Annotated in this window: 22 protein-coding genes and 1 pseudogene; 6 read left to right on the top strand and 17 right to left on the bottom strand. The window is 65.7% G+C overall.

Going from position 1 to position 23,830, the window contains the following annotated elements:
• Positions 1-113 precede the first annotated feature (113 nt).
• From EXZ48_RS03510 to EXZ48_RS03490, 5 genes and pseudogenes are all read left to right on the top strand, one after another.
• A pseudogene (locus tag EXZ48_RS03510) lies at positions 114-1,544 on the top strand (NAD(P)/FAD-dependent oxidoreductase); the annotation flags it as partial.
• The gene (locus EXZ48_RS03505; protein ID WP_130514331.1) at positions 1,541-2,767 is read left to right on the top strand and encodes an NAD(P)/FAD-dependent oxidoreductase; all 1,227 of its coding nucleotides are present in this window, start codon (positions 1,541-1,543) and stop codon (positions 2,765-2,767) included. The pseudogene EXZ48_RS03510 and the gene EXZ48_RS03505, both read left to right, overlap by 4 nt.
• Positions 2,767-4,161: an FGGY family carbohydrate kinase gene (locus tag EXZ48_RS03500; protein WP_130514330.1), complete on the top strand. Its 1,395-nt coding sequence runs from the start codon at positions 2,767-2,769 to the stop codon at positions 4,159-4,161. Before EXZ48_RS03505 ends, EXZ48_RS03500 begins: the two co-directional genes overlap by 1 nt.
• 40 nt (positions 4,162-4,201) lie before the next feature.
• The gene (locus EXZ48_RS03495; RefSeq protein ID WP_050744721.1) at positions 4,202-4,561 is read left to right on the top strand and encodes a DUF1937 family protein; all 360 of its coding nucleotides are present in this window, start codon (positions 4,202-4,204) and stop codon (positions 4,559-4,561) included.
• A gap of 37 nt (positions 4,562-4,598) precedes the next feature.
• Positions 4,599-6,116, top strand: coding sequence for an amino acid permease (locus EXZ48_RS03490; RefSeq protein WP_023513343.1), 1,518 nt, complete (start codon positions 4,599-4,601; stop codon positions 6,114-6,116).
• Positions 6,117-6,178: 62 nt separating this feature from the next.
• On the opposite strand, the gene EXZ48_RS03485 is transcribed toward EXZ48_RS03490, so the two are convergent.
• The 16 genes from EXZ48_RS03485 to EXZ48_RS03410 all read right to left on the bottom strand — a co-directional run bounded on the left by EXZ48_RS03485 (position 6,179) and on the right by EXZ48_RS03410 (position 22,058).
• A complete protein-coding gene (locus tag EXZ48_RS03485) occupies positions 6,179-6,559 on the bottom strand; it encodes a VOC family protein (RefSeq protein WP_023513342.1) in 381 nt (126 codons plus the stop codon).
• A 54-nt stretch (positions 6,560-6,613) separates the two neighbouring features.
• Positions 6,614-7,318 carry a YafY family protein gene (locus tag EXZ48_RS03480; RefSeq protein WP_130514329.1) on the bottom strand — a complete coding sequence of 235 codons (705 nt, stop codon included), beginning with the start codon at positions 7,316-7,318 and terminating at the stop codon, positions 6,614-6,616.
• A gap of 49 nt (positions 7,319-7,367) precedes the next feature.
• Entirely contained in the window at positions 7,368-8,669 is a 1,302-nt protein-coding gene (locus EXZ48_RS03475; RefSeq protein WP_207900356.1) for an amidohydrolase, read from the bottom strand.
• Between the two features lie 16 nt (positions 8,670-8,685).
• Entirely contained in the window at positions 8,686-9,588 is a 903-nt protein-coding gene (locus tag EXZ48_RS03470) for a DMT family transporter (protein WP_130514328.1), read from the bottom strand.
• Complete coding sequence (locus tag EXZ48_RS03465; RefSeq protein ID WP_130514327.1) at positions 9,585-11,375, bottom strand: adenine deaminase; 1,791 nt, start codon at positions 11,373-11,375, stop codon at positions 9,585-9,587. Before EXZ48_RS03465 ends, EXZ48_RS03470 begins: the two co-directional genes overlap by 4 nt.
• Entirely contained in the window at positions 11,372-12,295 is a 924-nt protein-coding gene (locus tag EXZ48_RS03460; protein WP_130514326.1) for a nucleoside hydrolase, read from the bottom strand. Before EXZ48_RS03460 ends, EXZ48_RS03465 begins: the two co-directional genes overlap by 4 nt.
• Positions 12,296-12,300: 5 nt before the next feature.
• Positions 12,301-13,329: an ABC transporter ATP-binding protein gene (locus tag EXZ48_RS03455; RefSeq protein ID WP_130514325.1), complete on the bottom strand. Its 1,029-nt coding sequence runs from the start codon at positions 13,327-13,329 to the stop codon at positions 12,301-12,303.
• The gene (locus tag EXZ48_RS03450) at positions 13,322-14,098 is read right to left on the bottom strand and encodes an ABC transporter permease (protein ID WP_023513335.1); all 777 of its coding nucleotides are present in this window, start codon (positions 14,096-14,098) and stop codon (positions 13,322-13,324) included. Before EXZ48_RS03450 ends, EXZ48_RS03455 begins: the two co-directional genes overlap by 8 nt.
• On the bottom strand, positions 14,095-14,922 hold the full coding sequence (locus EXZ48_RS03445; protein WP_050744714.1) for an ABC transporter permease: 828 nt from the start codon (positions 14,920-14,922) through the stop codon (positions 14,095-14,097). Before EXZ48_RS03445 ends, EXZ48_RS03450 begins: the two co-directional genes overlap by 4 nt.
• 281 nt (positions 14,923-15,203) lie before the next feature.
• Positions 15,204-16,226 carry an ABC transporter substrate-binding protein gene (locus EXZ48_RS03440; RefSeq protein WP_023513333.1) on the bottom strand — a complete coding sequence of 341 codons (1,023 nt, stop codon included), beginning with the start codon at positions 16,224-16,226 and terminating at the stop codon, positions 15,204-15,206.
• Positions 16,219-17,265 (bottom strand): LacI family DNA-binding transcriptional regulator, encoded by a 1,047-nt coding sequence (locus EXZ48_RS03435; RefSeq protein ID WP_130514324.1) that lies wholly within the window; start codon positions 17,263-17,265, stop codon positions 16,219-16,221. The genes EXZ48_RS03440 and EXZ48_RS03435 overlap by 8 nt, the downstream gene beginning before the upstream one ends.
• Positions 17,266-17,405: 140 nt before the next feature.
• A complete protein-coding gene (locus EXZ48_RS03430; protein WP_130514323.1) occupies positions 17,406-18,920 on the bottom strand; it encodes a M81 family metallopeptidase in 1,515 nt (504 codons plus the stop codon).
• Between the two features lie 111 nt (positions 18,921-19,031).
• Positions 19,032-19,775, bottom strand: coding sequence for an amino acid ABC transporter ATP-binding protein (locus EXZ48_RS03425; protein WP_130514322.1), 744 nt, complete (start codon positions 19,773-19,775; stop codon positions 19,032-19,034).
• Between the two features lie 9 nt (positions 19,776-19,784).
• Entirely contained in the window at positions 19,785-20,462 is a 678-nt protein-coding gene (locus EXZ48_RS03420) for an ABC transporter permease subunit (protein ID WP_130514321.1), read from the bottom strand.
• On the bottom strand, positions 20,455-21,180 hold the full coding sequence (locus tag EXZ48_RS03415) for an ABC transporter permease (RefSeq protein ID WP_050744709.1): 726 nt from the start codon (positions 21,178-21,180) through the stop codon (positions 20,455-20,457). Before EXZ48_RS03415 ends, EXZ48_RS03420 begins: the two co-directional genes overlap by 8 nt.
• 80 nt (positions 21,181-21,260) lie before the next feature.
• The gene (locus EXZ48_RS03410) at positions 21,261-22,058 is read right to left on the bottom strand and encodes a transporter substrate-binding domain-containing protein (protein WP_023513327.1); all 798 of its coding nucleotides are present in this window, start codon (positions 22,056-22,058) and stop codon (positions 21,261-21,263) included.
• A 215-nt stretch (positions 22,059-22,273) separates the two neighbouring features.
• Here EXZ48_RS03410 and EXZ48_RS03405 point away from each other — a divergent pair, with 215 nt between their 5' ends.
• A complete protein-coding gene (locus EXZ48_RS03405) occupies positions 22,274-23,179 on the top strand; it encodes a LysR family transcriptional regulator (protein ID WP_130514320.1) in 906 nt (301 codons plus the stop codon).
• A gap of 2 nt (positions 23,180-23,181) precedes the next feature.
• Here the strand turns inward: EXZ48_RS03405 and EXZ48_RS03400 are convergent, their stop codons facing one another.
• The gene (locus tag EXZ48_RS03400; protein ID WP_130514319.1) at positions 23,182-23,781 is read right to left on the bottom strand and encodes a helix-turn-helix domain-containing protein; all 600 of its coding nucleotides are present in this window, start codon (positions 23,779-23,781) and stop codon (positions 23,182-23,184) included.
• Positions 23,782-23,830: the final 49 nt, after the last annotated feature.

The following is a 23,830-nucleotide window of genomic DNA, read 5'->3' as shown; positions in this document are numbered from 1 at the left end:
GTTTTCACTCTTGCACCGCACGCGCTGAGAATCAGGGCTTTCTATCACGCAACGCCCGAACTGGCTCGCAATCCCGCTTTACATTCGGTCAAACGTTAAATACCGTTCAGTCAACAATTGACCGAACGGGAGAAATGTCAGTGCCCCTTCCCCCCGCCATCAGCGGATCATTCGACATCGCGATCATCGGCGCAGGCGTCGTGGGCTGTGCGGTCGCCCGGCGGTTTGCGCTGGCCGGTGCGAAGGTTGTGCTCATCGAGAAGGGAACGGACATTCTCTCCGGAGCGTCCAAGGCGAACAGCGCGATCCTGCATACGGGCTTCGACGCCCCGCCCGGCAGCCTCGAGCTCGATCTGGTCCGCGCGGGCCGGCGGGAGTATCTCGCGATCCGCGACACGCTGAACCTGCCCCTCGTCACCACAACGGCCTTCGTCTGCGCCTGGAACAGCCTCGAGGCCGACAAGCTGGCCGCCATCGACGCCCAGGCGCACGAAAACGGCATCACGGATGTCGTGCTCCGCTCAGGCGCCGAAGCGCGCGCCGCAATGCCGACGCTGTCGGAACGCCTTGCCGGCGCCCTCGAAGTGCCGGGCGAACATGTCATCGATCCCTGGTCGGCGCCGCTCGCCTATCTCACGCAGGCCGTTTCGCTCGGCACGATCTTCCTGCGCGGCGCGGAACTTCTCAAAGGCGCGTTCGACGGGAGCTGGCGGCTGGAAACGTCGGCCGGCATCATCGAGGCAGGCAGCGTGATCAATACGGCCGGCCTTTACGGCGATATCGTCGATAGCCGCCTCGGCTTCGAAGCGGCCTTCCGCATCAAGCCGCGCAAGGGCCAGTTCGTCGTGCTCGACAAGGCCGCCGCGCGCCATGTCCCCCGCATCATCCTGCCGGTCCCGACGGAAATCACCAAAGGCATCGTCGTCTGTCCCACCGCCTTCGGCAACGTGCTCGTCGGCCCGACGGCGGAGGAGCAGGAGGACCGGGTGCGCGCCACGGTCGAGACGGAAACGCTCGACGCCCTCTTGCGCCGCGCGGCGGAAATCGTGCCCGCCCTTGCCGGTATTCCGGTGACGGCGGTCTATGCCGGGCTACGCCCCGCCAGCGAGGAAAAGGGCTATCGGGTTTTCGTGCGGCCCGACAAGCGCGCCATCACGCTCGGCGGCATCCGCTCGACAGGCCTCAGCTCTGCTCTTGGCCTCGCGCAGCACGCCCTGAAGCTGTATTCGGATTTTGCCGGTGATTTTGCACACCCTTCCGAGGTTCCACCGGTCTCAGTCCCCAATCTGGCCGAATGCCGGGAGCGCGACTGGCAACGCCCCGACCATGGCGAGATCGTCTGTCACTGCGAGCTGGTCACGCGCCGCGAGATCGAGGCGACCTTCGACAGCCCCGTCCCGCCCGGCGATTTCGGCGGCCTGCGCCGGCGCACGCGCGCCGGCATGGGGCGCTGCCAGGGCTTCTACTGCAATGCACGCCTTGCCGAGATGACCCGCGGAAAGCTTGCAACACCACTGGCCAGCGAAACGGGAGAGAGCCGATGAGCCCGTTCGACGCGGATGTCATCGTCATCGGCGGCGGCCCCTCGGGCGTCGCGGCAGCCATCGAGATGCGCAAGCGCGGCGCCGGGCGAGTCAGCCTGCTCGACCGTGAGCCGGCACTCGGTGGCGCAACCCGCCACTGCAGCCATTCCCCCTTCGGCATGCTGGAATTCGGCCGCGTCTATTTCGGGGCGGCCTATGGGCGCAAACTCGAACGGGAAGCCGCCACGGCCGGCGTCGATATCCGCACGGGCCATTCCGTCGTGCGGCTGGAAGAGGGCGGGGCCGTCACGGTCACCTCGGGCCGCGGCGTCGAGACCCTCCGTACAAGACGCATCCTGGTGACGACCGGCGCGCGCGAAAAGCCACGCTCTGCGCGCCTGCTCTCCGGCGACCGGCCGATCGGCGTCGTCACCACGGGCACGCTCCAGGCCTATATCGCCTTCCACGGCCTCGTGCCGTTCCGCCGCCCGCTCATCGTCGGCTCCGAACTCGTCTCTTTGTCGGCCGTGCTGACCTGCCTCACCCACGGGGCAAGGCCCGTCGCGATGATAGAGCCGCGCTCCCACGCCCTTGCCCGGCTCCCCCTGAACTGGTTTCCCACACTGGTCCGCGTGCCGTTCCACCGCAGCACCGACATCGTCGACATCGTCGGGCGCGATCGCGTCGAGGCCGTCACCATCCGCCGGAACGGTGAGCTCGAAACCCTCGCCTGTGACGGCGTGCTGCTGACGGGACAGTTCACGCCGGAATCGGCGCTGTTCCTGCAGTCTTCTATCGGGGTCGATACCGGCAGCGACGGCCCGGCGGTCGATCAATATGGACGCGCGCGCGATCCGCTGCATTTCGCTGCCGGCAACGTGCTGCGCGCGGTCGAGACCGGCGGCTGGGCCTATCGCGAAGGCCGCGCGATCGGGCGCTCGTTGGCTGCGGATATCGGCCGCGACCCGGAGGCAGCACAACCGGTTGCCGTCACCTTCGACGATCCGGTCAAGCTCGTCGTGCCGAACATCCTGCGCCGTGCGGCCTCTCTGCCTGCGGCATTCCGGGACTTCCAGCTGCGCTTCCTGCGCCGCGCGAAGGGCCGCCTGTCGCTTGAACTGGAGGGGCGCGAAGTGTGGCACGCCAGCGGCACCTGGATGCCCGAGCGGCGCGTCCTCGTGCCCATTCCGGCGGCGGCGCCGCAGGCGCAGCACGTCCATTTTCGTTTCAGGGAGGAATCATAATGCGGGTAGCCGCCATAGATCAGGGCACGACGTCCACCCGCTGCCTCGTCGTCGAGGATGGCGGGGCCTGGACGGTCGCCGGCACGCGCCGCCATGCGCAGCACCATCCGGCACCCGGCTGGGTGGAGCACGATCCGGAGGAACTGCTGCGCAACATCGAGGCCGTGCTGGAGGGCGCCGGGCCGGTGGATGCGATCGGCATTTCCAACCAGGGCGAAAGCTGCCTTGCCTGGGACGCAGAGACCGGAAAGGCCCTCTCTCCTGTCATCGTCTGGCAGGATGCGCGGACGGCGGACGACCTTGCCGCCCTGCCGCCTGCCGCGGGGGAACGCTCCAAGAGCGTCTGCGGCCTGCCGCTTGATCCCTACTTCTCCGCCAGCAAACTCGCCTGGCTGGTCAAGAACATCCCGGCGGTCTCCACCGCACTTCAGGCCGGCCGCCTGCGGCTCGGCACGACGGACGCCTTCTTCCTCGACCGGCTGTGCGGCACGTTCCGTACGGATCTGGCAACCGCCTCGCGCACGGGCCTCATTGATCTTGCCACCGGCAGCTGGAGCGAGGAGATGTGCGACCTGCACGGCGTCCCTCGACACTGCCTTCCCGATATCGCCGCCGTCAACGAAACCTTCGGGACCATCGGCGGAACGCCCGTCAAGGTCTCGATCGTCGACCAGCAGGCCGCCCTTTACGGCCACGATTGCCGCAAGCCCGGTGATTGCAAGATCACCTTCGGCACCGGCGCCTTCCTTTTGTCCGTCACCGGAGACAGGCGTCCGCCCGCTTCAGACCTTCTGCCGACCATTGCCTGGCATCGTAAGGGCGAAGCGCCGACCTTCGCCGTCGAGGGCGGCGTCTACGATGCCGGCTCGGCGCTCGAATGGGCGCGCAATATCGGCCTCTTCTCGGCAATGGAGGAGCTCGGCAGCTTCGAGGGGCCGTCGGCCCTCAGCCGCGGCATCGTTTTCGTGCCGGCGCTTTCCGGCCTTGCCGCACCCTACTGGGACCGCCAGGCTGCGCCACTCTTCATCGGCATGGACCATGCAACGGACCGACGGGACATGGTTCGCGCGGTCCTGGAGGGCATCGCGATGCTGACGGTGGGCCTCATCGAGGCCGCCGCGCAGGTCGTCCCGCTCGGTGAAAGCATCTCCATCGACGGCGGCCTGTCGCAGAGCAGCTATTTCGCCCAGTTCCTCGCCTCGGCGAGCAGGCGGTCGATCACCGTGCCGCCGATGCACGAGCTGACAGCGCTCGGCCTTGCCGAACTCTGCGGCGTCGACGTCAGCGGCGCCCGCAAGGCGGCGCAGACCTTCACGCCGGATGCTTCCGTCAGCACGGCTGAGCATGCGCGCTTCGCGCGCGCCATCGAGAGGGCTCGAGCCTGGCGTCAGTGACGCCCTCGACCACAGACAGACCATTTCCGGAGCTTAGAACATGCGAAAGATCTTTCTCGCATGCCCCTACGGGCATGCCGACAAAACGGTCGTGGAACAGCGTTTCACGCTGTCGAACGCCGTGGCCGCCCGCATCGTGCGGGGCGGCGGCGCCGTCTTCAGCCAGGTGTCGATGTCCCATCCGATCAACGGCCACCTTGCCGATCTCGACAAGGCGGGCATCGGCAAGCTCTGGGGGCCGGTCGATGCCGTTTTCATGGAGGCGATGGACGAGCTGATCGTCATCGATGCCGACGGCTGGAAAGAAAGCGCCGGCGTCGCGCGCGAGATCGATTTCTTCAAGCAACGCAACCGCCGCGTCAGCCTCTGGAGCGAGGCCGAGGGCGACTTTCCCGCATGACTTGACCGCATACCAAACCTGAAACAGGAGGGGAACCATGAGCAAGAACACCACGGGACGGCCCGCGCCGTCCCATCACGCAAGCCAGCACGACACGCTGAAGCGTGACGTCACCGCCTTTCAATCCTTCGCCGTCGCCTTCGGCTTCGTCTCGATCGCGACCGGCATCTTCACCGCCTACGGCGCCATGCTCTCGACATCGGGACCGATGGGCATCTGGACCTGGCCGGTGGTTGTCGTCGGCCAGCTGATGGTCGCTCTCATCCTCGGCTCGCTCGCCGCACGCATTCCGGTGACCGGCTACGTCTACCAGTGGACGTCGCGCATCTCCAATCCGGTCTTCGGCTGGATCATGGGCTGGATCAGCTTCACCTTCCTTGCCATCGTGCTCTGCGCGGTAGACTACACCATCGCCTCCACCGTGCTGCCGGTCCTCTTCGGCTACGAGGGCACGACCATGAACGCCTGGTGGATCACCAGCCTCGTCATCGTCGCCCAGGCCGTGATGATCGCCTTCTCCACGAAGTTCACCCAGCGCTTCAACGCGGTCGCCGTCACCATCCAGCTCGTCGGCATGATCGGGCTCGTCGTGCTGCTCTTTGCGGTCGGCGCCATCAACAACGAACTCGACTTCGCCAATTTGACGAGTACGGGCACGATCGGCGCGGAAGGCTATTATGCCTTCGGTGAACTGACCAAGGCCGGCCCGTGGATCATGGGCACGCTGCTCGGCGCCTTCACCATCGTCGGTTTCGAATCGGCGGCAAACCTTGCCGAGGAAACCCGCGAACCGGCGCGTGTCGTGCCGAAGGCGATGTGGCAGGCGGTTCTCAGCCTCGGCATCATCGGCATGCTGTTCCTCATCGCCGTCACCGCCCTTCTCGGCGATCCGACAGCACTCGGTGCCTCTGCAACGCCGATCGCGGATGTCATCACACGCGTACTCGGCCCTATCGTCGGCAATTTCCTGCTGGTTCTGGTGGTCATCTCCATCTTCTCCTGCGGCCTCGTCATCCTTCTCAGCGGCACACGCCTCGTCTGGGCCATGTCACGCGACGAGCGCTTCCCGGGATGGCAGCTCTGGCACAAGATCAGCCCGACCCTGCACACGCCGGTCAACGCGACCATCTTCGTCGCCGTCATCGGGCAGGTCATCCTCGCGCTGTTCTCGCAGCAGACCGATGCACTGTTCTCGCTGTTCTCCGCCGCAACGCTGCTGCCGGCGATCATCTATGCGGTGACCGTGCTGATGTATGCGGCCAAGCGCCACCAGCTGCCGCCGAGCCAGGGCTTCACGCTCGGCGCCTGGGAGGTTCCGGTGCTCGTCCTCGCCATCGCCTGGCTTGCCTTCGAACTGGCGATCTTCCGCGACGCCTCCTTCGCAAAGCCGTGGTCCTATGTCGCGATCATGTTCGCCATCGGCGCCGTCTACCTCGGCTACCTGCTCGTCTCGCGCGGCGGTGCCAACGGCCTGAAGATGCCCGACCTCATCGCCATCGACAGCATCCTCGATGCCGATCGCGGCGCGGAATACAAGTCTGCCCCGGCAGAATAGCCGCGCTCTCTGCCGACCGGCCGGGGAAACCCTGGCCGGTCTTCTCCTATATCCGGCGGCCGCTAGGCTCGGGAGTTGTCCGTCACCGTATAGACGCGCAGGCGATGGCCATCGGGATCGACGGCGACAAAGCTGCGGCCGAAGTCGAGATCGGTCGGCGGCATCAGGATGTCGGCGCCTCTCTCCCGCCACGCGGCATGACGGCGATCGACCTCTTCCACGGTCTCGACCTTGAAACCGATCTCGCTTCCGCCACCGGCCGCTGCCGGAGCCGGCGCCACGCCCTCCCTGCCCCACAGGCCGAGACCGAGGCCGGACGGCAGCACGAAAATCGCGAAGGTCGCGCTCGCCTCCACCGGCTCCTGGCCGAGAAGACGTGCATAATAGCGGGCACTTACCGCTGCATCCGCCACATAGAGAAGAACGCTGTTGATGTTGCTCATCGGAGCCTCCTGTCGTTGAAAGACAGGAAACAGCTACCATCCCCTGCTGCCAGTTTATGGCAGCAGCATGCGCTGCTGCGGAATGTTTTCCGCCTCGCGCCATGCCAGCAGCAGCGCCTGACGGCGCCTGGGATAGCGGTCGTCCAACACCTCAACCGCATCGATCCGGTCGGTGCGGAAATGCCGGAAGGCCTCGCGCAGCTCGCACCATCCGATCACCACCCGCGCATGGTCGAAAAAGGAGAGCGCGAAGGGCCAGATCACGCGAGCCGACGCCGTGCCCTCCGCCGAGCGATAGGTGATGGAAAGCCTGCGCTCCGTGCGGATCGCCTGCCGCAGGACGGCAAGGTCCACCGAACTTGCCGGGAGCGCATTCCCTGGACCGACGAGCAGCGGCGATGCCTCCAGCGTCTCGCGCAGTTCAGGCGGCAGCACTGCCGATATCCGGGCCAGCGCGTTGCGGGCAGCATCCTGCAGCGGGTCGTCGCCGCGGTTCGCCACCCAGCGGGCGCCAAGGACAAGAGCCTCGATCTCCTCCGGCGAGAACATCAGCGGCGGCAGGAGAAAGCCGGGCTTCAGAACATAACCCAGTCCCGCCTCCCCCTCGATGCCGGCGCCCTGCGCCTGGAGGCTGGCAATGTCGCGGTAGAGCGTGCGCAGGCTGACGCCTGTCTCCTCCGCCAGAACCCGCCCGCTCACCGGCCGGCGATGACGGCGAAGGGCTTGCAGGAGAGCGAAGAGGCGTTCGGAGCGGGACATGCCGGCACTCTATACGCACCCGCCGCTGCCAGAAAGCGGCAGCAGGCTGCTATGCGCGCGCTTCGCCGCCCAGCAGCCGCTGCGCGATGCCGGCAAACAGCGCGACGCCAGTTTCGAGCGATGCCTCGTCGATATCGAAATCAGCGGCGTGGTGCACGGCTGGTATATCGCTGCCGATGATGCAATAGGCGGCCGAGCCGCCGTTCTCCCGCACATGGCGGATCATCAGGCAGGCATCGTCGCCACCCCCGATCGACCATTCCGGCAGCACCTCGGTGACGCCGGGCAGGCCACGCGCCACGTCGGCGATGAGGTCGGTGGCGTTCCGGCTGTTCTCGTTGCCGGGCATGTGGTTCTTGCGCACGATATCCACGCCGCATTGCTGCATGGCGGCGGCGCCCTCGATGACCGCGTGCAGCCGCTCGACCATGTAGTCGTGCGCCGCACGGTCGTCGGCCCGCACCTCCACCAGCATCTCGCAGGTGTCGGCCACGATGTTGAAGGCCGTGCCGGCGCGGAGAACGCCGACATTGACGAAGGTTTCCGCGCCGGCAAAACGCGAAATGCCGTGCAAGCCGAGCGCCGCCGAGGCCCCGGCCAGCAGCGCGTTGCGCCCCTCTTGCGGCCCCATCGCCGCATGGGCGACAGTCCCGCGGAACGTGACGACAAAGCGGCTGGAGAACAGGAAGCCGACAGCGCTGGCACCGATCCTGCCGGACGGCAACAGGCAGCCGAGATGGCCGACAAAGAGATGATCGACAGCGTCGACCGCGCCGCCCGCCACCATGGGCGCAGCACCGCGGGCGCTTTCCTCCGCCGGCTGGAAGATCAGGCGCAGAGTGCCGGAAAGTCCCTTCTCCGCGCAAAGCCGGCGGGCGAGCGCAAGGCCGATGCCAACATGGCCATCATGACCGCAGGCATGCATGCGGCCGGCAAAACGCGAGCGGTAGTCCTCCGCATTCGGCCGGTGCGTCTCGGCCCCGGTCTCGTTGACCGGCAGCGCATCCATGTCAAAGCGGAAGGCGACGATCGGCCCGTCGCCAAAACGATAGTCCGCGACGACCCCGGTAAGGCCTTCCGGCATACGGTCCATCCAGACGGGATCGCCGCCCGTGGCAAGAGCCGCCTGCTTTGCTGCCACCACCGCCTCGGCCGAGGGCGGATCGATGACGACGGCTTGATCCATCACGTCCCGGCCGGTGCGCACGGCAAAACCGAGATGGTCGAGATAGGCGGCAACGCGCGAGGCGGTACGGTATTCGAGGAAGGCCGTTTCCGGATGGCGATGCAGGTCGCGGCGCACGGTGACGGCGGGCGCATTGCTGGTGGCGATCATCTCGGCAAGGGTCATGGTGGTTCCTGTCAGTTTAGCCGCGGCTGGCAAGGGAAACGCCGAGCGTGGCGATGCAGAGGCCGGCAATCTGGACCAGGGTGAGGCTTTCGCCAAAACCGATCCAGGCCATAAGGGCCGAGACGCCGGGCACGAGGAAGAAGAGCGACGACACCTTGGACAGTGCGCCCTGGCGGATCATGTGCAGGAGCAAGAGGATCGCCCCGAGCGACATGCCGAAAACCGACCAGGCAAGGCCGATCCACAACGGCACCGCCGTCGTATCGAAGGCCGGCCCGCCGACGAAGGGCACGAGGATCGCCGTCGGCACCAGCGCGCCGATATATTGCGCGGCTGTGTTGGTCAGCGGATCTGCGGTGATCTTCGTACGCTTCACCAGGATGGAGCCGGTGGTAATGGCGAGCACGCCCGCAAGGCAGACGAGGAGCGGCACGAGAAGAATGCCGCCGGCATCCGTCGCGCCGAGCTTCGGTGCCAGGGTGACCAGCGTGCCGATGGCACCGATGACGATGCCGATGGCGCCGCGCCGCGACATGCGCTCACCGAGCAGCCGGCCGGCCAGCAACGTCACGAGCAGCGGCTGCATACCCGCCATCAGCGCGGAAATCGCCGTCGGTAGGCCGTTCGCCACCGACCAGAAGACACCACCGAGATAAAGCCCGTGGATCAGCACGCCGGCAAGCAGCGCCTGTCGCCATTCCCGCGCCGCGCGCGGCCAGCGGGCACCCTTCCAGAGCGCGATGGCGGCGAGTGCCAGAAAGGCAAGGCAGAAGCGCACGGCAAGGAAGGTCAGCGGCTCCGCATGGGGCGCGACGAGCCGCGCCAGCACGAAGCCGCTCGACCACAGCGGCACAAAGACCGCCGGCAGCAAGAGACCGGTGCTGGCCGATGGAGCGGTGGTGTTGGCGGGTGCGTTCACGGAAGGCCCCGAATGCTCAAGACCGGGCTTTCGAGCAGCACGCCGGTCGTGCCATCGGCGATGCCGCGGTCGGTCTGGTGCGGGCCGGCATTGCAGGCGAGCGTTGCGCCGAAGACGGCCTTGAACACCAGGTAGGGCGGTTGCCAGTCGACGATGCCATCGGCCGCGGTGCGCAGCGCCGAGAAGGTCGCGGCCACGTCCTCAAGCGGCGCATCGGAAATCAGGCCGGAGAGCGGCAACGCGAGCAGCGCCAGCACCTTGCCCTCCGCCGCCACGGCCATGCCGCCGCCGGCGGCAATCACCGCATTGGCCGCCACGGCCATGTCCCGCGGGTTGCCGCCGAAGACCGTGAGGTTGTGGCTGTCATGCGAGACGGTGGTGGCAAGCGCGCCGCGCCAGTCGCCCCAGCCGGAGAGGAGGCCGACGCGAGGGCATGCATCCGTCTTGCCGTGCCGATGTGCCACCGCGATCAGCGTGGTTCCGGCGGGCGGAACGACAAAACCGTTCTCGACCTTCGCGACGGCCTCGCCCCATTCGGTGAAGCGCGGTTTGGCGATCAGAGCGACGGTCGCCTCGCTGCCCGCACAGGGAATACGGAAATCATCGTCCACGAGCGGCGCAAGATGCATGGAGCCGCGAAGCGGCGCCGCGTCGATTTCCTGTGCCGCTTCGATGAGGGCACCATCGCGAGCAACAAGACGACCGCTGCAAAAGACCCGTTTCGCTTGAAAATCGGCAAGATCCCGGAACAGCACGATGTCGGCTCTTCGGCCGGGAGCGATGAGGCCGAGATCGTCGCGGCGGATGCGGCGGGCAGCGTTCAGCGTGGCGGCCTGCAAGACCCATTCCGGCTTCATGCCATAACGCACAAGGCGGCGCACCACGTCGTCGAGGCCGCCGGCGGAAAAAAGGTCGTCCGGGAAGACGTCGTCGGTGCACAGCGTCACCGTCTGCGGGAAGTGGGGCAGCGCGTTGAGGGCCGCGACGCATTCGGGCAGAAGGTGATCGTGCGAGCCGCGCAATTCGATGGTGAGGCCGGCACGCAGTTTCTGCACGAGGTCCTCACCGGAGACGATCTCATGATCGGAGCTGATGCCCGACGTCACGAAAGCCTGCAGATCGGCACCGTCCAGGCTGCGCGCATGGCCGTGGATCGGCTTGCCGGACCGGCGGCCGGCAGCGAGGATGGCGCTCATGCGTGCCCTCCCCTCGATGACGGCGCGCATGTCCATCACCTCGGCAATGCCGCCGATCTCCGGGCGGGCGAGCAGTGCGGCGATGGTTTCCGCGGGAAAATCAGCGCCTGCCATTTCCAGATCCGGCGCGGACGGCACGCAGGAGGGTGCAAGCAGCACATGGCGCTGCGCCAGCGCGCCGGCTGCCTCCGCCGCCCAGTCGACACCAGCGACACCGTGCACATTGCCGAGCTCGTGTGGATCCCAGACAAGCGTGGTGACGCCGCGCGGCAGCGTCGCCGCGGCATAGGCCGCGGGGGTGATCATCGAGCTTTCGACATGCATATGCGTATCGATGAGACCGGGTGAGACGAAGAGCCCGGTGGCGTCGACTGTCTCCGCCGCATCCTGCCGGGCATCCGGCGCATGAACGCTCGCAATCAGCGGGCCGACGAGGCCGATATCGGCAGGGCGGCACTCGCCCGTCACCATGTCGACCAGCGTGCCGCCACGGATGAGGATATCGAAGACGCGGTCGCCGCGGGCCGCCGCGACGGCGTTTTCCCTCAAGGTCTCGTCGTCGAGGTCGCAAGCGTCGGTCCGGCCGGTCATCGCTGCGCCTCCGCAGTCAGCGCGCCAAGGATGACCGCACGGGCGGCATCCACGTCGATATCGGAGACGAAGGCGGCATTGCGTCTTTCCGCGGCGGCGCGCACATCCACAACCGTGCGTCCACGGGTCAGCATGCCGGACAGCTCCACGTCGATGCGGGCAGCAGTAAAGGTCACCAGCTCCGGTCGCACGAAGACGACGGCAGCGCAAGGATCGTAGATGGCCATGCCGGGGCGGCCACGGCTTGTCCCGATGGAGATGTAGCCGGCAAGAAGATCGGCCAGAAGGTCGGCATTCCGCCCGCCTGCGGTGCGGACCGGCGCGGCGTCGTCCGGAAAGGCGACGACCTTACGGCAGAGGTCGAGATCGACCATGCGCAGCGGCAGGCCATGGGCGAGCACGATGGCGAGCGCTTCCGGGTCGGCGAAGGCGTTGAATTCGGCCGAGGCCGTGTGGTTGCCGGCGGTGACGCCGCCGCCCATCCAGGTAAGATCGTCGATCTTCTTCGCCAGATCCGGCCGGGCGATCGCCAACGCGGCGATGTTGGTGAGCGGGCCGAGGGCAAGGATGCGGCGCGGGCTTTCCATCGTCTCCAGCCAATGGCAGAGGGCCGAGAAGGCATCGCTCTCCGGCAGCAGCGGCGCCGGCGGCAGGCTGCGGCCGGCGGTCAGCATGCCGGCTTCGGAAAGGATGTTTTCCGCGGTTTCGAGGCGGCCCAGGACCGGCAGGGACCGGCCGTCGTGGAGGGGAAAGCTCCAGCCGAAGGCTGCTGCAGCCGAGGCCGCATTCTGTCGCACCTGCGCAAAGCCGGAATTGCCGAAGACCAGCGATATGCCGTCGATGGGCTCCCTCGCATGCGCCACCACGAGGATGGCGGCGATGTCGTCGAACCCCATATCCGTATCGATCCAGACGCCCATCGCCGTCACGCGAAACGCTGGAGGGGCGCAGCCGCCTTCAGCGGCAGGTCGAAGGCGAGGTCAGCACCGAGTGCATGGACCGGCAGCGCGGCACTGACCTCGGCCGTGATGGGGCCGAGCGGCGTGTCGAGCAGGTATTCGCGCAGATTGCCCGTGAAGGAAACGCTCTTCACCTTGCCCCTGAACGGGCCGGCATCGAGCACGACGCCTGCCGGGCGCCAGGCAAGACCCGCGGCATTGCCGGGCAGCGTCTCGGCAAACGCGGTCGCGCCCGCGGGCGTAGCAAGCTTGCCGTCCTTCAGCGCGAAGACATTTTCGAATCCGACGAAGTCGGCGACGAAGGAAGAGACGGGGTTGTTGTAGATTTCCTCGGGCGTGCCGATCTGCTCGACCAGGCCGTCACGCATCACGACGATGCGGTCGGCGAGCGACAAGGCTTCGGCCTGGTCGTGGGTGACGAAGATCATGGTGACCCCGGTCTCCTTCTGCACGCGCTGCAGCTCGGCGCGCATTTCGACGCGCAGGCGCGCATCGAGATTGGAGAGCGGCTCGTCGAGCAAGAGCACCTTCGGCTCCATGACCATGGAACGGGCGAGCGCCACGCGCTGCTGCTGGCCGCCGGAAAGTTCCGCCGGCTTGCGGCCGGAGAAGGCGGAAAGGCCGACCGACTTCAGGCCGGCGGTGACACGCGCCTCGATGTCGGCGGCCGGCATGCGCTTCAAACGCAGACCGAAGGCGACGTTTTCGAAAACGGTCAGATGCGGGAAGAGCGCATAGGACTGAAAGACCAGGCCGACATTGCGTTTGTTGGCGGAAACGCGGGTGATGTCCGTGCCGTCGAGCGTGATGCGACCGGAGGTCGGCGTCAGGAGGCCGGCGATCGAGCGCATGGTCGTCGTCTTGCCGCAGCCGGACGGGCCGAGAAAGGCGACGAGTTCGCCCTTCCTGATGTCGAGGTTGAATTTGTCGACGGCGATCGAATTGCCGTAGGAGAGCGTCAGGTTTTCGAGGGAGAGGAAAGCGCGATCAGACATAGCGGGAGAATCCAAGGAAGCGTTCTGCGAGGAAGACGATGCCGATCGACATCAGGGCCAGAAGGGCCGACAGCGCAGCGACGGAGGGATCGTAGGTGGTTTCCATGTAGGAGAGCATGTCGATGGGCAGCGTGCGCACGCCAGGACCGGACAGGAACAGCGAGACGGGCACCTGGTTGAAACTCGTTACGAAGCCGAGGATGAAGGCGGCGAGAATGCCCGCCCGGATATTCGGCAGCACCACCATGAAGAAGGCGCCGAGACGGGTGGCGCCGAGCAGCACCGCCGCCTCCTCCATGTCGGAGCGCAGGTTGTTGAAGCTGGAGGAGACGACGCGCACCGTATAGGGCAGCACGAGGGCCGTATGGGCAAGGAACAGCGCAACGCCGATCGAGAAACTGAAGGGCACGACGAGATAGCGCAAGAGCGCGAGACCAACGATGATGCCCGGCACGATGATCGGCAGGGTAACGATGGTGTTGATCGTCTCGCCGAAGGGCAGCTTGTAGCGCGACAGCGCATAGGCCGCCGGCACGCCGAGCAACAGCGCAACGAAGGTGCCGCCGACGGCGAGGATCATCGACATGATGAAGCTGTCGCGGAAACTCTCGACGGTGAAGACCTTCAGCACCCATTTGAGCGACAGGCCCTGCGGCGGGAAGGCAAGCGTATCGCCGGCCGAAAGCGAGGCGGCAACGATGATCAGGAACGGACCGATCAGGAAGACGATCAGTGCGGTCAGGATGGTGAAGGACAGCGTGCGGTTCATCGCTTGTTCCTCGCGGTGGCGAGCCGTTTCAGGAGAAGGTTCGCGGCAAAGCACATGGCGATCAGGATGAAGGCGATGACGCTTGCGGAGACAAAGTCGTTGGCGACGGTGACGCGCTGGAAGAGCAACGTCTCCAGCATCAGCACCTTTGAGCCGCCGAGGATGGCGGGCGTGATGTAGGCCGTCAGCGAACCGGTGAAGACCAGAGTGCCGCCGACAACGAGGCCTTCGCGCGTCAAGGGCAGGATGACCTTCCAGAACACCTGGAACCAGTTGGCGCCGAGCACCCGGGCGGCGAGGATGGCATCCTTGGGCATGTTTTCCAGCGCGCTGATCAGCGACAGGATCATTAGCGGCAGGAAGAGCTGCAGGAGGCCGATAAAGACGGCCGTCTCGGTAAAGAGCAGGCGGATCGGCTCGTCGCTGAGGCCGACGGCCTGCAGCGCCTGGTTGACGATGCCGGTGCGGCCGAGGATGACGATCCAGGCATAGGTGCGCGCGACCGGCGAGATCATCAGCGGCAGCGAGATGAGGCCGATCATGCGCCCCTTGCCGGAGGCGCTGAGATTGACGATCGCAAAGGCGGCGGCATAACCGATGATGGCGGACGCCACCGTCACGGCGATGCCGAGCTTGAACGTGCGCAGCAGAACCAGCCTGTTCAGTGGCTCAGAGAAGAAGTTTGTATAGGCCGAGAAGGTCCAGCCGGCCGGGCTGCGAAAGCCCTCCGCCAGCACGATGACCACAGGCACCAGGAAGATGACGGTCGCAAAGACGGCGGCCGGCAAGGCCAGCGCCAGGGCTTCAGCGCGATTTTGAAACATGCGTGCTCCTGCCGAAAAGAGGGCAGCGGTTCGGGGTGATGGGAAGCGCAGAGGGCTTCCCTCTGCCTGCCGGCATCTCCCCACGAGGGGGAGCGGTCGCGTATAGAGATTGCCCCTCATCCGGCCTGCCGGCCACCTTCCCCCCGCAAGCGGGGCGAAGGAGATATGCCGTGCCGGCTTGCCCAATTCCTCAACGGTTCGTAGGGCAAGTCCCCTCTCCCCGCCTGCGGGGAGAGGGTGAGGGGCAACTTAGTGCGATCGCCTTCGGTTCAGAACGCCTTTTACTGCGCGACCGTCGCGTTCCACTCGGCAAGCCACTTCTCACGGTAGTCGAGGGTGGTGGCGGCCGGCAGGAAGGTCAGCTTGTTGGCGACGTCGGCGCCGTAGGTCAGCTTTTCGGCGATCTCGGGCGCGACGACGACTTCCTTGTTCGCCGGGCTGTCGATCAGCATTTCGGCGATCTTGGTCTGCATCGGCGTCGAAAGCCAGAAATCCATGAACTTCAGGGCCAATTCCTGGTTCTTGGAGCCCTTGACGAGCACCATGGCGTTCATATCGCCGGCGTCGCCTTCCTTGGTGGCGGCCCAGCCGATCGGCAGGTCCAGCTTCGAGATGCCGGCCCAGGAGAAGTGCCCCATCGGCGCGGCCCAGATCTCTTCCTGCTGCATGAGCTGCACGAGCTGCGAGCTCTTGACGTAGAAGGTGACGAACTCGTCGCGCTTCTCGCCGACGGCGGCCATGGCATCCTTGAGATCGGGCGAATCCTTGCCGAGCGCCTTGCCGATCATGTTCAGCACCGGTCCACCCTGGTTGGTGGTGATGTTCGGCAGGGCGACATGACCGGCATAGTCGTCCTTCAGGAGATCCGCCCAGGATTCGATCTTCATCTTGTCGGTGCGGTAGGCGATGCCGGTCTTGTAGATCGTGTAGCCGACGCTCATGCCGTCGCCGTTCGGGTCCTTGGCGAAATCATAGAGCTTGTCGTAGTTGGAAAGCTTCGTCGTATCGATCTTGTCGGTCAGCCCCTTGCGCGCGGCGGAAAGCGCATCGGCAAGCGAGAAGACGGCCATGTCGATGACCGGAGCGTCCTTGTTGGCGTCCAGCTTGGCCAGGCGCTCGATGCTGTTGCCGGTCTCGACGACCAGCTTGCAGCCGCATTCGGCCTCGAAGGGCTTGTAGAGCGCCTCGGTGAATTCCTCCTGGACGAAGCCATAGACGGAAATGGTCAGCGTCTGCTCCTCGGCGGATGCGAGCGCACCGCTCATGAGCCAGAAGACGCTGGCGGCCAGTACTTTCTTATGCATGCGGGGACTCCTCCTCAAAAAAACCGGCAGATGGCGCGGGACCACTGGAACGGCGGATGACAAGCTCCATCGGCACGGCGGCCTTGCGAGCGGTGACGGGCGGGCTCGGCGTGTCGTCCGAGGCCTCGCGGGACTGGATCGCCTCGACCAGCGCATCGAGCGCCAGCGTCGCGATTTCCGGCATGTTCATCTTCACGGTCGTCAGCGGCGGCGAGATGAAGGACGACCATTGCAGATTGTCGAAACCGGTGATGCTGGCCTCCGCCGGAATGGCGATGCCGGCCGATTGCAGCTCGGTGAGCGCACGCAGTGCGTGGGGATCGGAGACGCTGGCGAAGGCGGTAAAGCCCCGCTTCCGCCAGTCTGCAAGCCCGAGCGCACAGCCTTTGCCGTGCCGGGCCTCCAGCTCGACGATCCAGATGGTCTCCGTCCTGATGCCCGACAGCGCGGAACGCATGCCATTGATGCGGGCGTTCTGCACATTTGAGCTCGGATCGTCACCGATCAGAAGGATCCTGCTGTGGCCGAGCGCAGCAAGATGGCCGGCAGCCTCCGCGCCGCCGGCGAAATGATCCGCCGAGACGGTGTTGCGCGGGGTCGTCGGTGTGTCGATGATCGCAATGGGGCAGCGCGTTTCCGGCACCGTCGTGCCGCGGCGGGGAACGATGACGATGCCGTCGACCCCGCGCTCGATGAGCTGGAAAATCGCCTTGTCCTGCGCGGCGATCTCGTCGCGCGAGTTGGCGATCAGCACGCCGTAGCCCGCCCCCGTCGCCACGCGCTCGATTTCCTGCGCGATTTCCGGATAGAGCGGATTGCCGATATCGGGCAGGACGAGGCCGAGAACGCCGCTGCGGCCGGTGCGCAGGGCCCTGCCCGCCTGGCTCGGCACATAGCCCAATTCGTCCGCCGCATCGCGGATGCGCTTGGCAAGTTCCGGCGACAGCCGCCCCTTGCCCGACAGCGCATTCGATACCGTCGCAATCGACACCCCAAGGTGGCGCGCCAGTTCCGAAAGGTTGGGTCGCGAAGGCTTCACGGCTGGTCACCGACATGATTAAACGTTTAATCACATTAGCACAGTTTAAAACATTGTCAATCGGCGCCGTTTTTTGCCGGTGGAAAACAGCGGCCGGCGGCAGCGTTCCCGTGGAAAGCGACCGCCGGAAGCACACACCGTCAGTTTGATGACGCTGCAGCAAGCTGTTCAGAATCCAGAGGAAAAGCCGGGCGGCGAAGGCGCGTATAGGTCCTGCGCGCAAGATCCGGCGAGCTCAGCCCGCCAGCATCCGTCACGATCATGCGCGCGGCGATCGGCCCGAAGGCGCCCTTGAAATGCTGCATGGATTTCACCGCGAGGATCGCCCTTTTGGTCGGCTCTATGCCGACGGCGCGGAAGATGTTCTTGTCCAGCATCTGCATGCGCTCGGAAACGATCATGATGTCGAGCCCATCGACGCGCAGGCAAACACTCGTGCCGCAGGTGCCGGGCAGGCCGGTGAACATCGGCCCCTCGAAGACGAACCTGCCGTCGGTGATCGCCATCACCGTGCCGGTCACCGTCAGGGGACCGCCACCGACCGCCGGGTCCGTGCGCCCGCCAATCGTCACCGTGACCTTTGCCCCGACGCCAGCCTCTGCGATCTCGCGGACCGCATCGGGATCCAGCAACGCCCCGGCGGCGGCATCGGTGAGCTGCGCGTCCAGCATGGCGGCGATCAGGGCCGTGCAGTCGCTATAGGCGCCCGATCCGGGATTGTCGGAAAAATCCGCCACCACGACGATGCCGTCCCTGGGATCGGCGTCCGTCAGTTCCGCGATGCATGCCGAGAGCGGCACCGGCTGCGTCCACTCGTTGCGGTAGGACCAGATGGCCGCGCAGAGCCTTTCCCCGACGCCCTCCGCCGCTGCGACCGGCACGTTGGCGCTGTCATAGGTGACGACAACGCTTGGCCCGGCGGCCCAGACATCGGCATCGGTGAAGCCGGCATTGATCGAGACGGCGAGCACGCCCGGCGCCGCTGCTTCCGCCGCCGCTTTTTCCAGGAGGCGGCACATCGGCCCGTTGTCCGTCGTGCGCCCGTCGTCGCAGCCGAGCAGCATGGGCGGGCGGCGGATGGCGAGTTTCGGCGCGATCTCGCCGGCCATCGCCCGGTGCAGCAGATCGCAGGCCTCGACGCCGACCTCCCGCATGTCGACATGCGGATAGGTGCGGAAGGAAACGGAGATCTGGGCAAGGTCCGCCAGGTCGTCGAAGATGTTGGCATGCAGGTCCAGCGTGATGGCGACGGGCACGGCATCCCCCACCACGGCACGAATTTCCCGCAGGAACTGGCAATCACCGTCCTCGTCCGTCTCCGTCACCATCGCGCCGTGCAGCGCCACGAAGATCCCGTCGAAGGGTCCGCTTTCCTTCAGCCGGCGCAGGCATTCCTGCGTGATCTCCGCGCGTGCCTCTTCAAGGATGATGCCGTTCGGTTCGGCGTGGGCAGCAACGATATAGACCGGCGTCCAGCCCCGCGCATGGGCAACCTCCATCGCTCCGCCCACTTCCGATCCCGTGCCCGCGAAGTTCTGCGGAATCTCGTCGCCCTTGAAGTAATGCGAGGCATGGAAATCGTCGATCCCGGTCCGCTTCAGCGTGAACGTGTTGGATTCGTTGATGAACTCTATAATGGCGACACGATAGGACATGAAATACCCTTCCCTGCCCGCAAGGGCAGACGATGAACTGGCGTGGAAAAATGCGGAATGCGGCCCGGTTTTCGAGGTGGCGCAAAGGTTCAGGAAGCCATGACGCCCCCGTCAGCTCTGCGCGATACGGCTGAGGAAACGTCGGGACCGCTCCTTCGCGTCGACGCCGAAGAACACGTCCGGCGGCGCCGCCTCGATGACTTCCCCCTTTTCCATGAAGACGATGCGGTCCGCGATCTTGCGGGCGAAGCCCATTTCGTGGGTCACGCACAGCATCGTCATGCCCTCGGCGGCAAGCCCGGCCATCACCTCGAGCACCTCTGCGATCGATTCCGGATCGAGCGCGGAGGTCGGCTCGTCGAAGAGCATGATCTCAGGCCGGAGGCAGAGGCCGCGCGCGATGGCGACACGCTGCTGCTGGCCGCCGGAAAGCTGATGGGGATATTTGCCGGCATGGCCGTCCATGCGCACCCGCGCGAGCAGCGCCATGGCAAGCGCCTCCGCCTCTTCCTTCGCGACACCATGCGTGTGGATCGGCGACAGGGTGCAGTTGCCAAGCACGGTCAGGTGCGGGATCAGGTTGAAATGCTGGAAGCACATGCCGACCCGGTTGCGCACCGCGCGAATGGTCTTCGGCGTATCGTCGAGCAGGATGCCATCGACAGTCAGCCGGCCGGACTGATGGGGTTCCAGCCGGTTGATACAGCGGATCAGCGTGGATTTTCCCGAGCCGGACGGCCCGCACAGCACGATGCGCTCGCCGCGGGCGACCGAAAGGTCGATATCCTTCAGCACATGAAAGGCGCCGTAGAACTTGTTGAGCCGCTCGAAGCGGACGGCGGGCTGCTGCTGCATGAAGCTCTCCTACCGCGCGACCCAGGGTGTGCGCGCCTCGATCCGCCGCACGGCCCATTCGATGAGAAGGACGACGACCAGATAGTGCGCCGCCGCCACGTAATAGACGCCAAGGTCAAAGGTCTTCGAGAAGATGAACCGCGCCTGCCCCATCAGGTCGAAGACGGTAATGATGGCGACGAGCGAGGTGGACTTCAGAAGCAGGATCACCTCGTTGCCGAGCGCCGGCAGCGCCTTGGAAAGCGCGATCGGCAACAGCACCCGCCGGAAGGCCGTCCAGCGCGTCAGGTTGAGCGCCGCGTTGGTTTCAAGCACAGACTTGGAAATCGTATCGAGGCTGCCGCGGATGATCTCGGCCTGGTAGGCGGCGGTGTTGAGCACCAGAGCCAGAAGGCCGCAATAGGTGGCGTCACGGAAGAACCACCAGAGCCCCAACTGCCTGAGTTCACGGTTGAACTGGCCCACGCCGTAATAGATGAGGAACAACAGCACCAGGAGTGGCAGGCCGCGCAGCACGTTGACATAGCCGAGCGCAAGGAGGCCGAGCACGCCCCTGGAGCGCGAACGCGCCACGCCGATCGGCACCGCGAGGAAGAAGCCGATGACGACCGCCGAGACGGTGAGACCGATCGTGGTGAGGAGGCCGTCGCGCCAGAGCGGCAGATTGTCGAACCAGAGATCAAGCATGCGAGCCTCCGGCGGCGGAAAACCCGCGTGATGCCCGCAGCTCCAGTGCCTTCTGCGCCCGCGACGACAGGGTCACCAACGCGACATAGAGCACCCCGATGGCGAGATAGAACAGGAACGGTTCGCGCGTCGTGTTGATCGCCATGACGGCGACATGGGTGAGGTCGCTGAGCGCGATCACCGAAACGAGCGAGGTATCCTTCAAGAGGATCACCCAGAGATTGCCGAAGCCCGGCAGCGCATGGCGCCAGAGCTGCGGCAGGATCACCTTCTGGAACGCTCGCATGGGGGACAATCCCAGCGCCGCGGCCGCCTCGAACTGCCCGCGGCCCACCGCGTTCATCGCTGCACGCACGACCTCGCTGCCATAGGCGCTGATGACGAGGCTGAGCGCGACAAGCCCGGCGATGAAGGGGCTGATGGAGAAATCGCTTCCCGGCGATAGGCGCTGCGCCAGCCAGTTCAGCACCGCCTGGGCCTGGTAGTAGAGGATGAGAAGCGTCAGGATTTCCGGCAGGCTCTTGAAGAGCGTCGCATAGGCCTGCCCGAAGAGCCGCACCGGCGCCAGCGACGCGGTGCGTGCCCAATGCACGGCGAAGGACAGCGCGATCGCCACCGGAAAGGTGGCCAGCGCCAGCGCGAGGGTGACGGCAAGGCCCCGAAGGATCTCGTCGCCCCATCCGCCCGCGCCGAAGGCAAGAAGGGATAGCTGGTTCATGAACCTGTCCGGACAAGGGCTGACGGAGGGCGCAGCCCGGTTGCCGGGCTGCGCCAACGTTTCATGCGGTCAGGACCGGATTATTTTGCGAACAGCTCGCTCGCATTCTTCGGCTTCTGACGGATATCGAAGTCGAAGTATTTCTTGCGGATCGTCTCATAGGTGCCGTTGCCGACGAGGGTCGCCAGCGCCGCGTTCACGCGCTCGCGAAGGGCGTTGTCCTCCTTGCGGAAGGCAAGGCCGGCGCCGAGCGTACCGTCCTGGAGAAACTCCTCGCCGACGAAGACGCAGCAGTCCTCGCCCTTGGCCAGCCAATCCGCGCTGGCGATCTTCGATTCCACCAGGAGGTCGAGGCGGCTGCTCTTCATGTCGAGGAAGGCCTCGCCCAGCGTCGGATAGAGCTTCACCTCATTGTCGGGGAAGAACTCCTTGAGCATGTCGGCCGCAATCGAGCCCGACTGCGTGCCGATCACCATGCCCTCGGCGGTGGCAGGCGTGACGTCCTTCAGGTCCAGGTCCTTGGACGCGACGAAACGCATGGCGTTGAAATAGTACGGCTCGGAGAAGCTCACCTGTTCCCTGCGTGCTTCCGTGATCGCCATCGACGAGGCGATGATGTCGAACTTGCTGGCCTGCAGCGCCGGAATGATGCCGCTCCACTCGTTGGTGCTCCACACGCATTCCGCCTTCAGCTCCGCGCAGATCGCGTTGCCGAGATCGATGTCGAAGCCCTTGAGCTGGCCATCCTCGGCAACATAGTTGAAGGGCGGATAGGCACCTTCCGCGCCCATGCGGATCGTCTCGGCTGCGGCCGATGCTGCCCCCGACAGGACGATCGCGACCGCCGTGCACGCATAGAGCGCCATTTTTCTCATCATCGTTCCCTCATCGTGTTGTGTCGCCGGATTGCCTCGCCCACAGCCCCACCTTCCAGCGCATGACACCGAAGTGAAGGCAACAACCTGAATTTTCCGGGTCTTGGCGAACGATACATCCGGTCGGTTTTCGTTCTGCCCTTGTAGGATTACTGTTGAGCCGACGCTGCAACAATGCAAAAGATATATTCCTAACTATTAGTTTTCCTCATGGTTCGATGACAGACAGGCACCACCGTCGACAACTCGCCAATCTGCGCGCATTGCGCGCCTTCGAGGCCGTGGGCCACCACCGCAGCTTCACTGCGGCGGCGAGCGAGCTTGCCGTCAGCCAGGGCGCCGTCAGCCATCAGATCAAGCAGCTGGAGGAGCGGCTCGGCCGCCGCCTTCTGGAGCGCAACTCGCGCGGGGTCAGCCTCACCTCGGAAGGCAGCCTGCTGCTCGACGTCTGCACACGCGCCTTCGAGGATGTCGCCAATGTGCTCTCGCTCATCGGCCAGGAGACCGAGGCGAAGATCCTGCGCATCCGCACTGGCCCCTTCTTCGCCATGGAGGTGCTGGTACCCCGCATGGCGGGCTTCCTCGAACAGAACCCCGGCATCCAGCTCCATCTCAGCAATCTGGAGGAGCGCAGCGGCACCGTCGAGCGCGAGGACGCCCAGATCAAGTACTGCGTCCATCCTCCGGCCGGAGACTATGCCGTCGAGGTGCTGCGCGAACGCCTTGTCCCCGTCTGCAGCCCGGCGCTGCTCGCCAGCGTCGCGCAGGCCAGAGATCTCCTGTTCAGCCGCAGCGTCGCGCGCCTGCACTATCGCAACGCCAATGACTGGAAGAACTGGCTGACCCACAACAACCTGCAGGAGACGCAGACGAACGCCAATCTCTTCTTCGACGACCAGCATACGCTGCTTGCCGCCGCGCGCTCCGGCCACGGTATCGGCTTCTCGCACCGCGCCTTCGTCGAGGCCGACATTGCGCGCGGCACCCTGTGCGTGCTCTCGGAAGAGACCTTCCAGCCGGAGGAATCCTATAAATTCCTCTGTCCGAAGGAGAGTATCGAGGGCAACCCCGCCCTCGCCCGCTTCCGCGACTGGCTGCTGCAGGAAATCGAAACGGTGCGCTGACGTCAGAAGCTGGGCGGGCTGATCGCCCAGAGCACGACGGCCTCCCGGCTTCCCGGATTGCGGTAGCGGTGCGGCTCACCGGCGGAATAGGAGCAGCTGTCGCCCTCGCGCAGGTGGAAATGCCGTTCGCCGACCCACATCTCCAATTCGCCTGTCACGACGAACCCGACGGCATCACCCGCATGGGTGTAGCTTTCCGCGCTTTCGCCGCCCGGCGGCAGGCGGGTGTGAATCATCTCGAGCTGGAGGCTCATCTTCGGCGTCAGCAGTTCGTCGACGATGCCGCCGTCATACTGGATGCGCAGACGGTTGCCGCGGCGGATGACGTACCCCTGCTCGGCCTGCGGCACCGCCGCCGCACCGCCGAAAAACCATTGCACGGTGACCCCGAGACTGCGGGCAATACCAACCAGGGCCGGGATCGACGGGTAGGCAAGGTTGCGCTCGATCTGGCTGATATAGCCGGTCGAAAGGTCGCAACTTTCGGCCAACTGGGCGAGCGTCATACCCCGCCGCTTGCGCAAGCCGCGGATACGCTCGCCGAGCACCGGATCCTCGGCCACCGCGCCGCCCTGCCCTCCAAGAACATCCTCGTCCACCATCACCTCTTCCCTTTCCACGCGATACCGGCGCATGGCGGCAAGGTTGCCC

This window comes from Shinella sp. JR1-6 (assembly GCF_004284735.1).
Classification (GTDB): domain Bacteria; phylum Pseudomonadota; class Alphaproteobacteria; order Rhizobiales; family Rhizobiaceae; genus Shinella.
This window is presented reverse-complemented; position numbering and strand designations above follow the sequence as displayed.

Excerpts from the sequence above, each read along its gene's own strand:
- EXZ48_RS03485 (WP_023513342.1), bottom strand. The coding sequence starts at position 6,559 with ATGAGCAACATCAACAGCGTTCTTCTCTATGTGGCGGATGCAGCGGTA.
- EXZ48_RS03480 (WP_130514329.1), bottom strand. The coding sequence starts at position 7,318 with ATGTCCCGCTCCGAACGCCTCTTCGCTCTCCTGCAAGCCCTTCGCCGT.
- EXZ48_RS03500 (WP_130514330.1), top strand. The coding sequence starts at position 2,767 with ATGCGGGTAGCCGCCATAGATCAGGGCACGACGTCCACCCGCTGCCTC.
- EXZ48_RS03455 (WP_130514325.1), bottom strand. The coding sequence starts at position 13,329 with ATGTCTGATCGCGCTTTCCTCTCCCTCGAAAACCTGACGCTCTCCTAC.
- EXZ48_RS03460 (WP_130514326.1), bottom strand. The coding sequence starts at position 12,295 with ATGGGCGTCTGGATCGATACGGATATGGGGTTCGACGACATCGCCGCC.
- EXZ48_RS03505 (WP_130514331.1), top strand. The coding sequence starts at position 1,541 with ATGAGCCCGTTCGACGCGGATGTCATCGTCATCGGCGGCGGCCCCTCG.
- EXZ48_RS03490 (WP_023513343.1), top strand. The coding sequence starts at position 4,599 with ATGAGCAAGAACACCACGGGACGGCCCGCGCCGTCCCATCACGCAAGC.
- EXZ48_RS03465 (WP_130514327.1), bottom strand. The coding sequence starts at position 11,375 with ATGACCGGCCGGACCGACGCTTGCGACCTCGACGACGAGACCTTGAGG.
- EXZ48_RS03475 (WP_207900356.1), bottom strand. The coding sequence starts at position 8,669 with ATGACCCTTGCCGAGATGATCGCCACCAGCAATGCGCCCGCCGTCACC.
- EXZ48_RS03430 (WP_130514323.1), bottom strand. The coding sequence starts at position 18,920 with ATGTCCTATCGTGTCGCCATTATAGAGTTCATCAACGAATCCAACACG.
- EXZ48_RS03420 (WP_130514321.1), bottom strand. The coding sequence starts at position 20,462 with ATGCTTGATCTCTGGTTCGACAATCTGCCGCTCTGGCGCGACGGCCTC.
- EXZ48_RS03410 (WP_023513327.1), bottom strand. The coding sequence starts at position 22,058 with ATGATGAGAAAAATGGCGCTCTATGCGTGCACGGCGGTCGCGATCGTC.
- EXZ48_RS03450 (WP_023513335.1), bottom strand. The coding sequence starts at position 14,098 with ATGAACCGCACGCTGTCCTTCACCATCCTGACCGCACTGATCGTCTTC.
- EXZ48_RS03440 (WP_023513333.1), bottom strand. The coding sequence starts at position 16,226 with ATGCATAAGAAAGTACTGGCCGCCAGCGTCTTCTGGCTCATGAGCGGT.
- EXZ48_RS03400 (WP_130514319.1), bottom strand. The coding sequence starts at position 23,781 with ATGGTGGACGAGGATGTTCTTGGAGGGCAGGGCGGCGCGGTGGCCGAG.
- EXZ48_RS03405 (WP_130514320.1), top strand. The coding sequence starts at position 22,274 with ATGACAGACAGGCACCACCGTCGACAACTCGCCAATCTGCGCGCATTG.
- EXZ48_RS03495 (WP_050744721.1), top strand. The coding sequence starts at position 4,202 with ATGCGAAAGATCTTTCTCGCATGCCCCTACGGGCATGCCGACAAAACG.
- EXZ48_RS03425 (WP_130514322.1), bottom strand. The coding sequence starts at position 19,775 with ATGCAGCAGCAGCCCGCCGTCCGCTTCGAGCGGCTCAACAAGTTCTAC.
- EXZ48_RS03415 (WP_050744709.1), bottom strand. The coding sequence starts at position 21,180 with ATGAACCAGCTATCCCTTCTTGCCTTCGGCGCGGGCGGATGGGGCGAC.
- EXZ48_RS03445 (WP_050744714.1), bottom strand. The coding sequence starts at position 14,922 with ATGTTTCAAAATCGCGCTGAAGCCCTGGCGCTGGCCTTGCCGGCCGCC.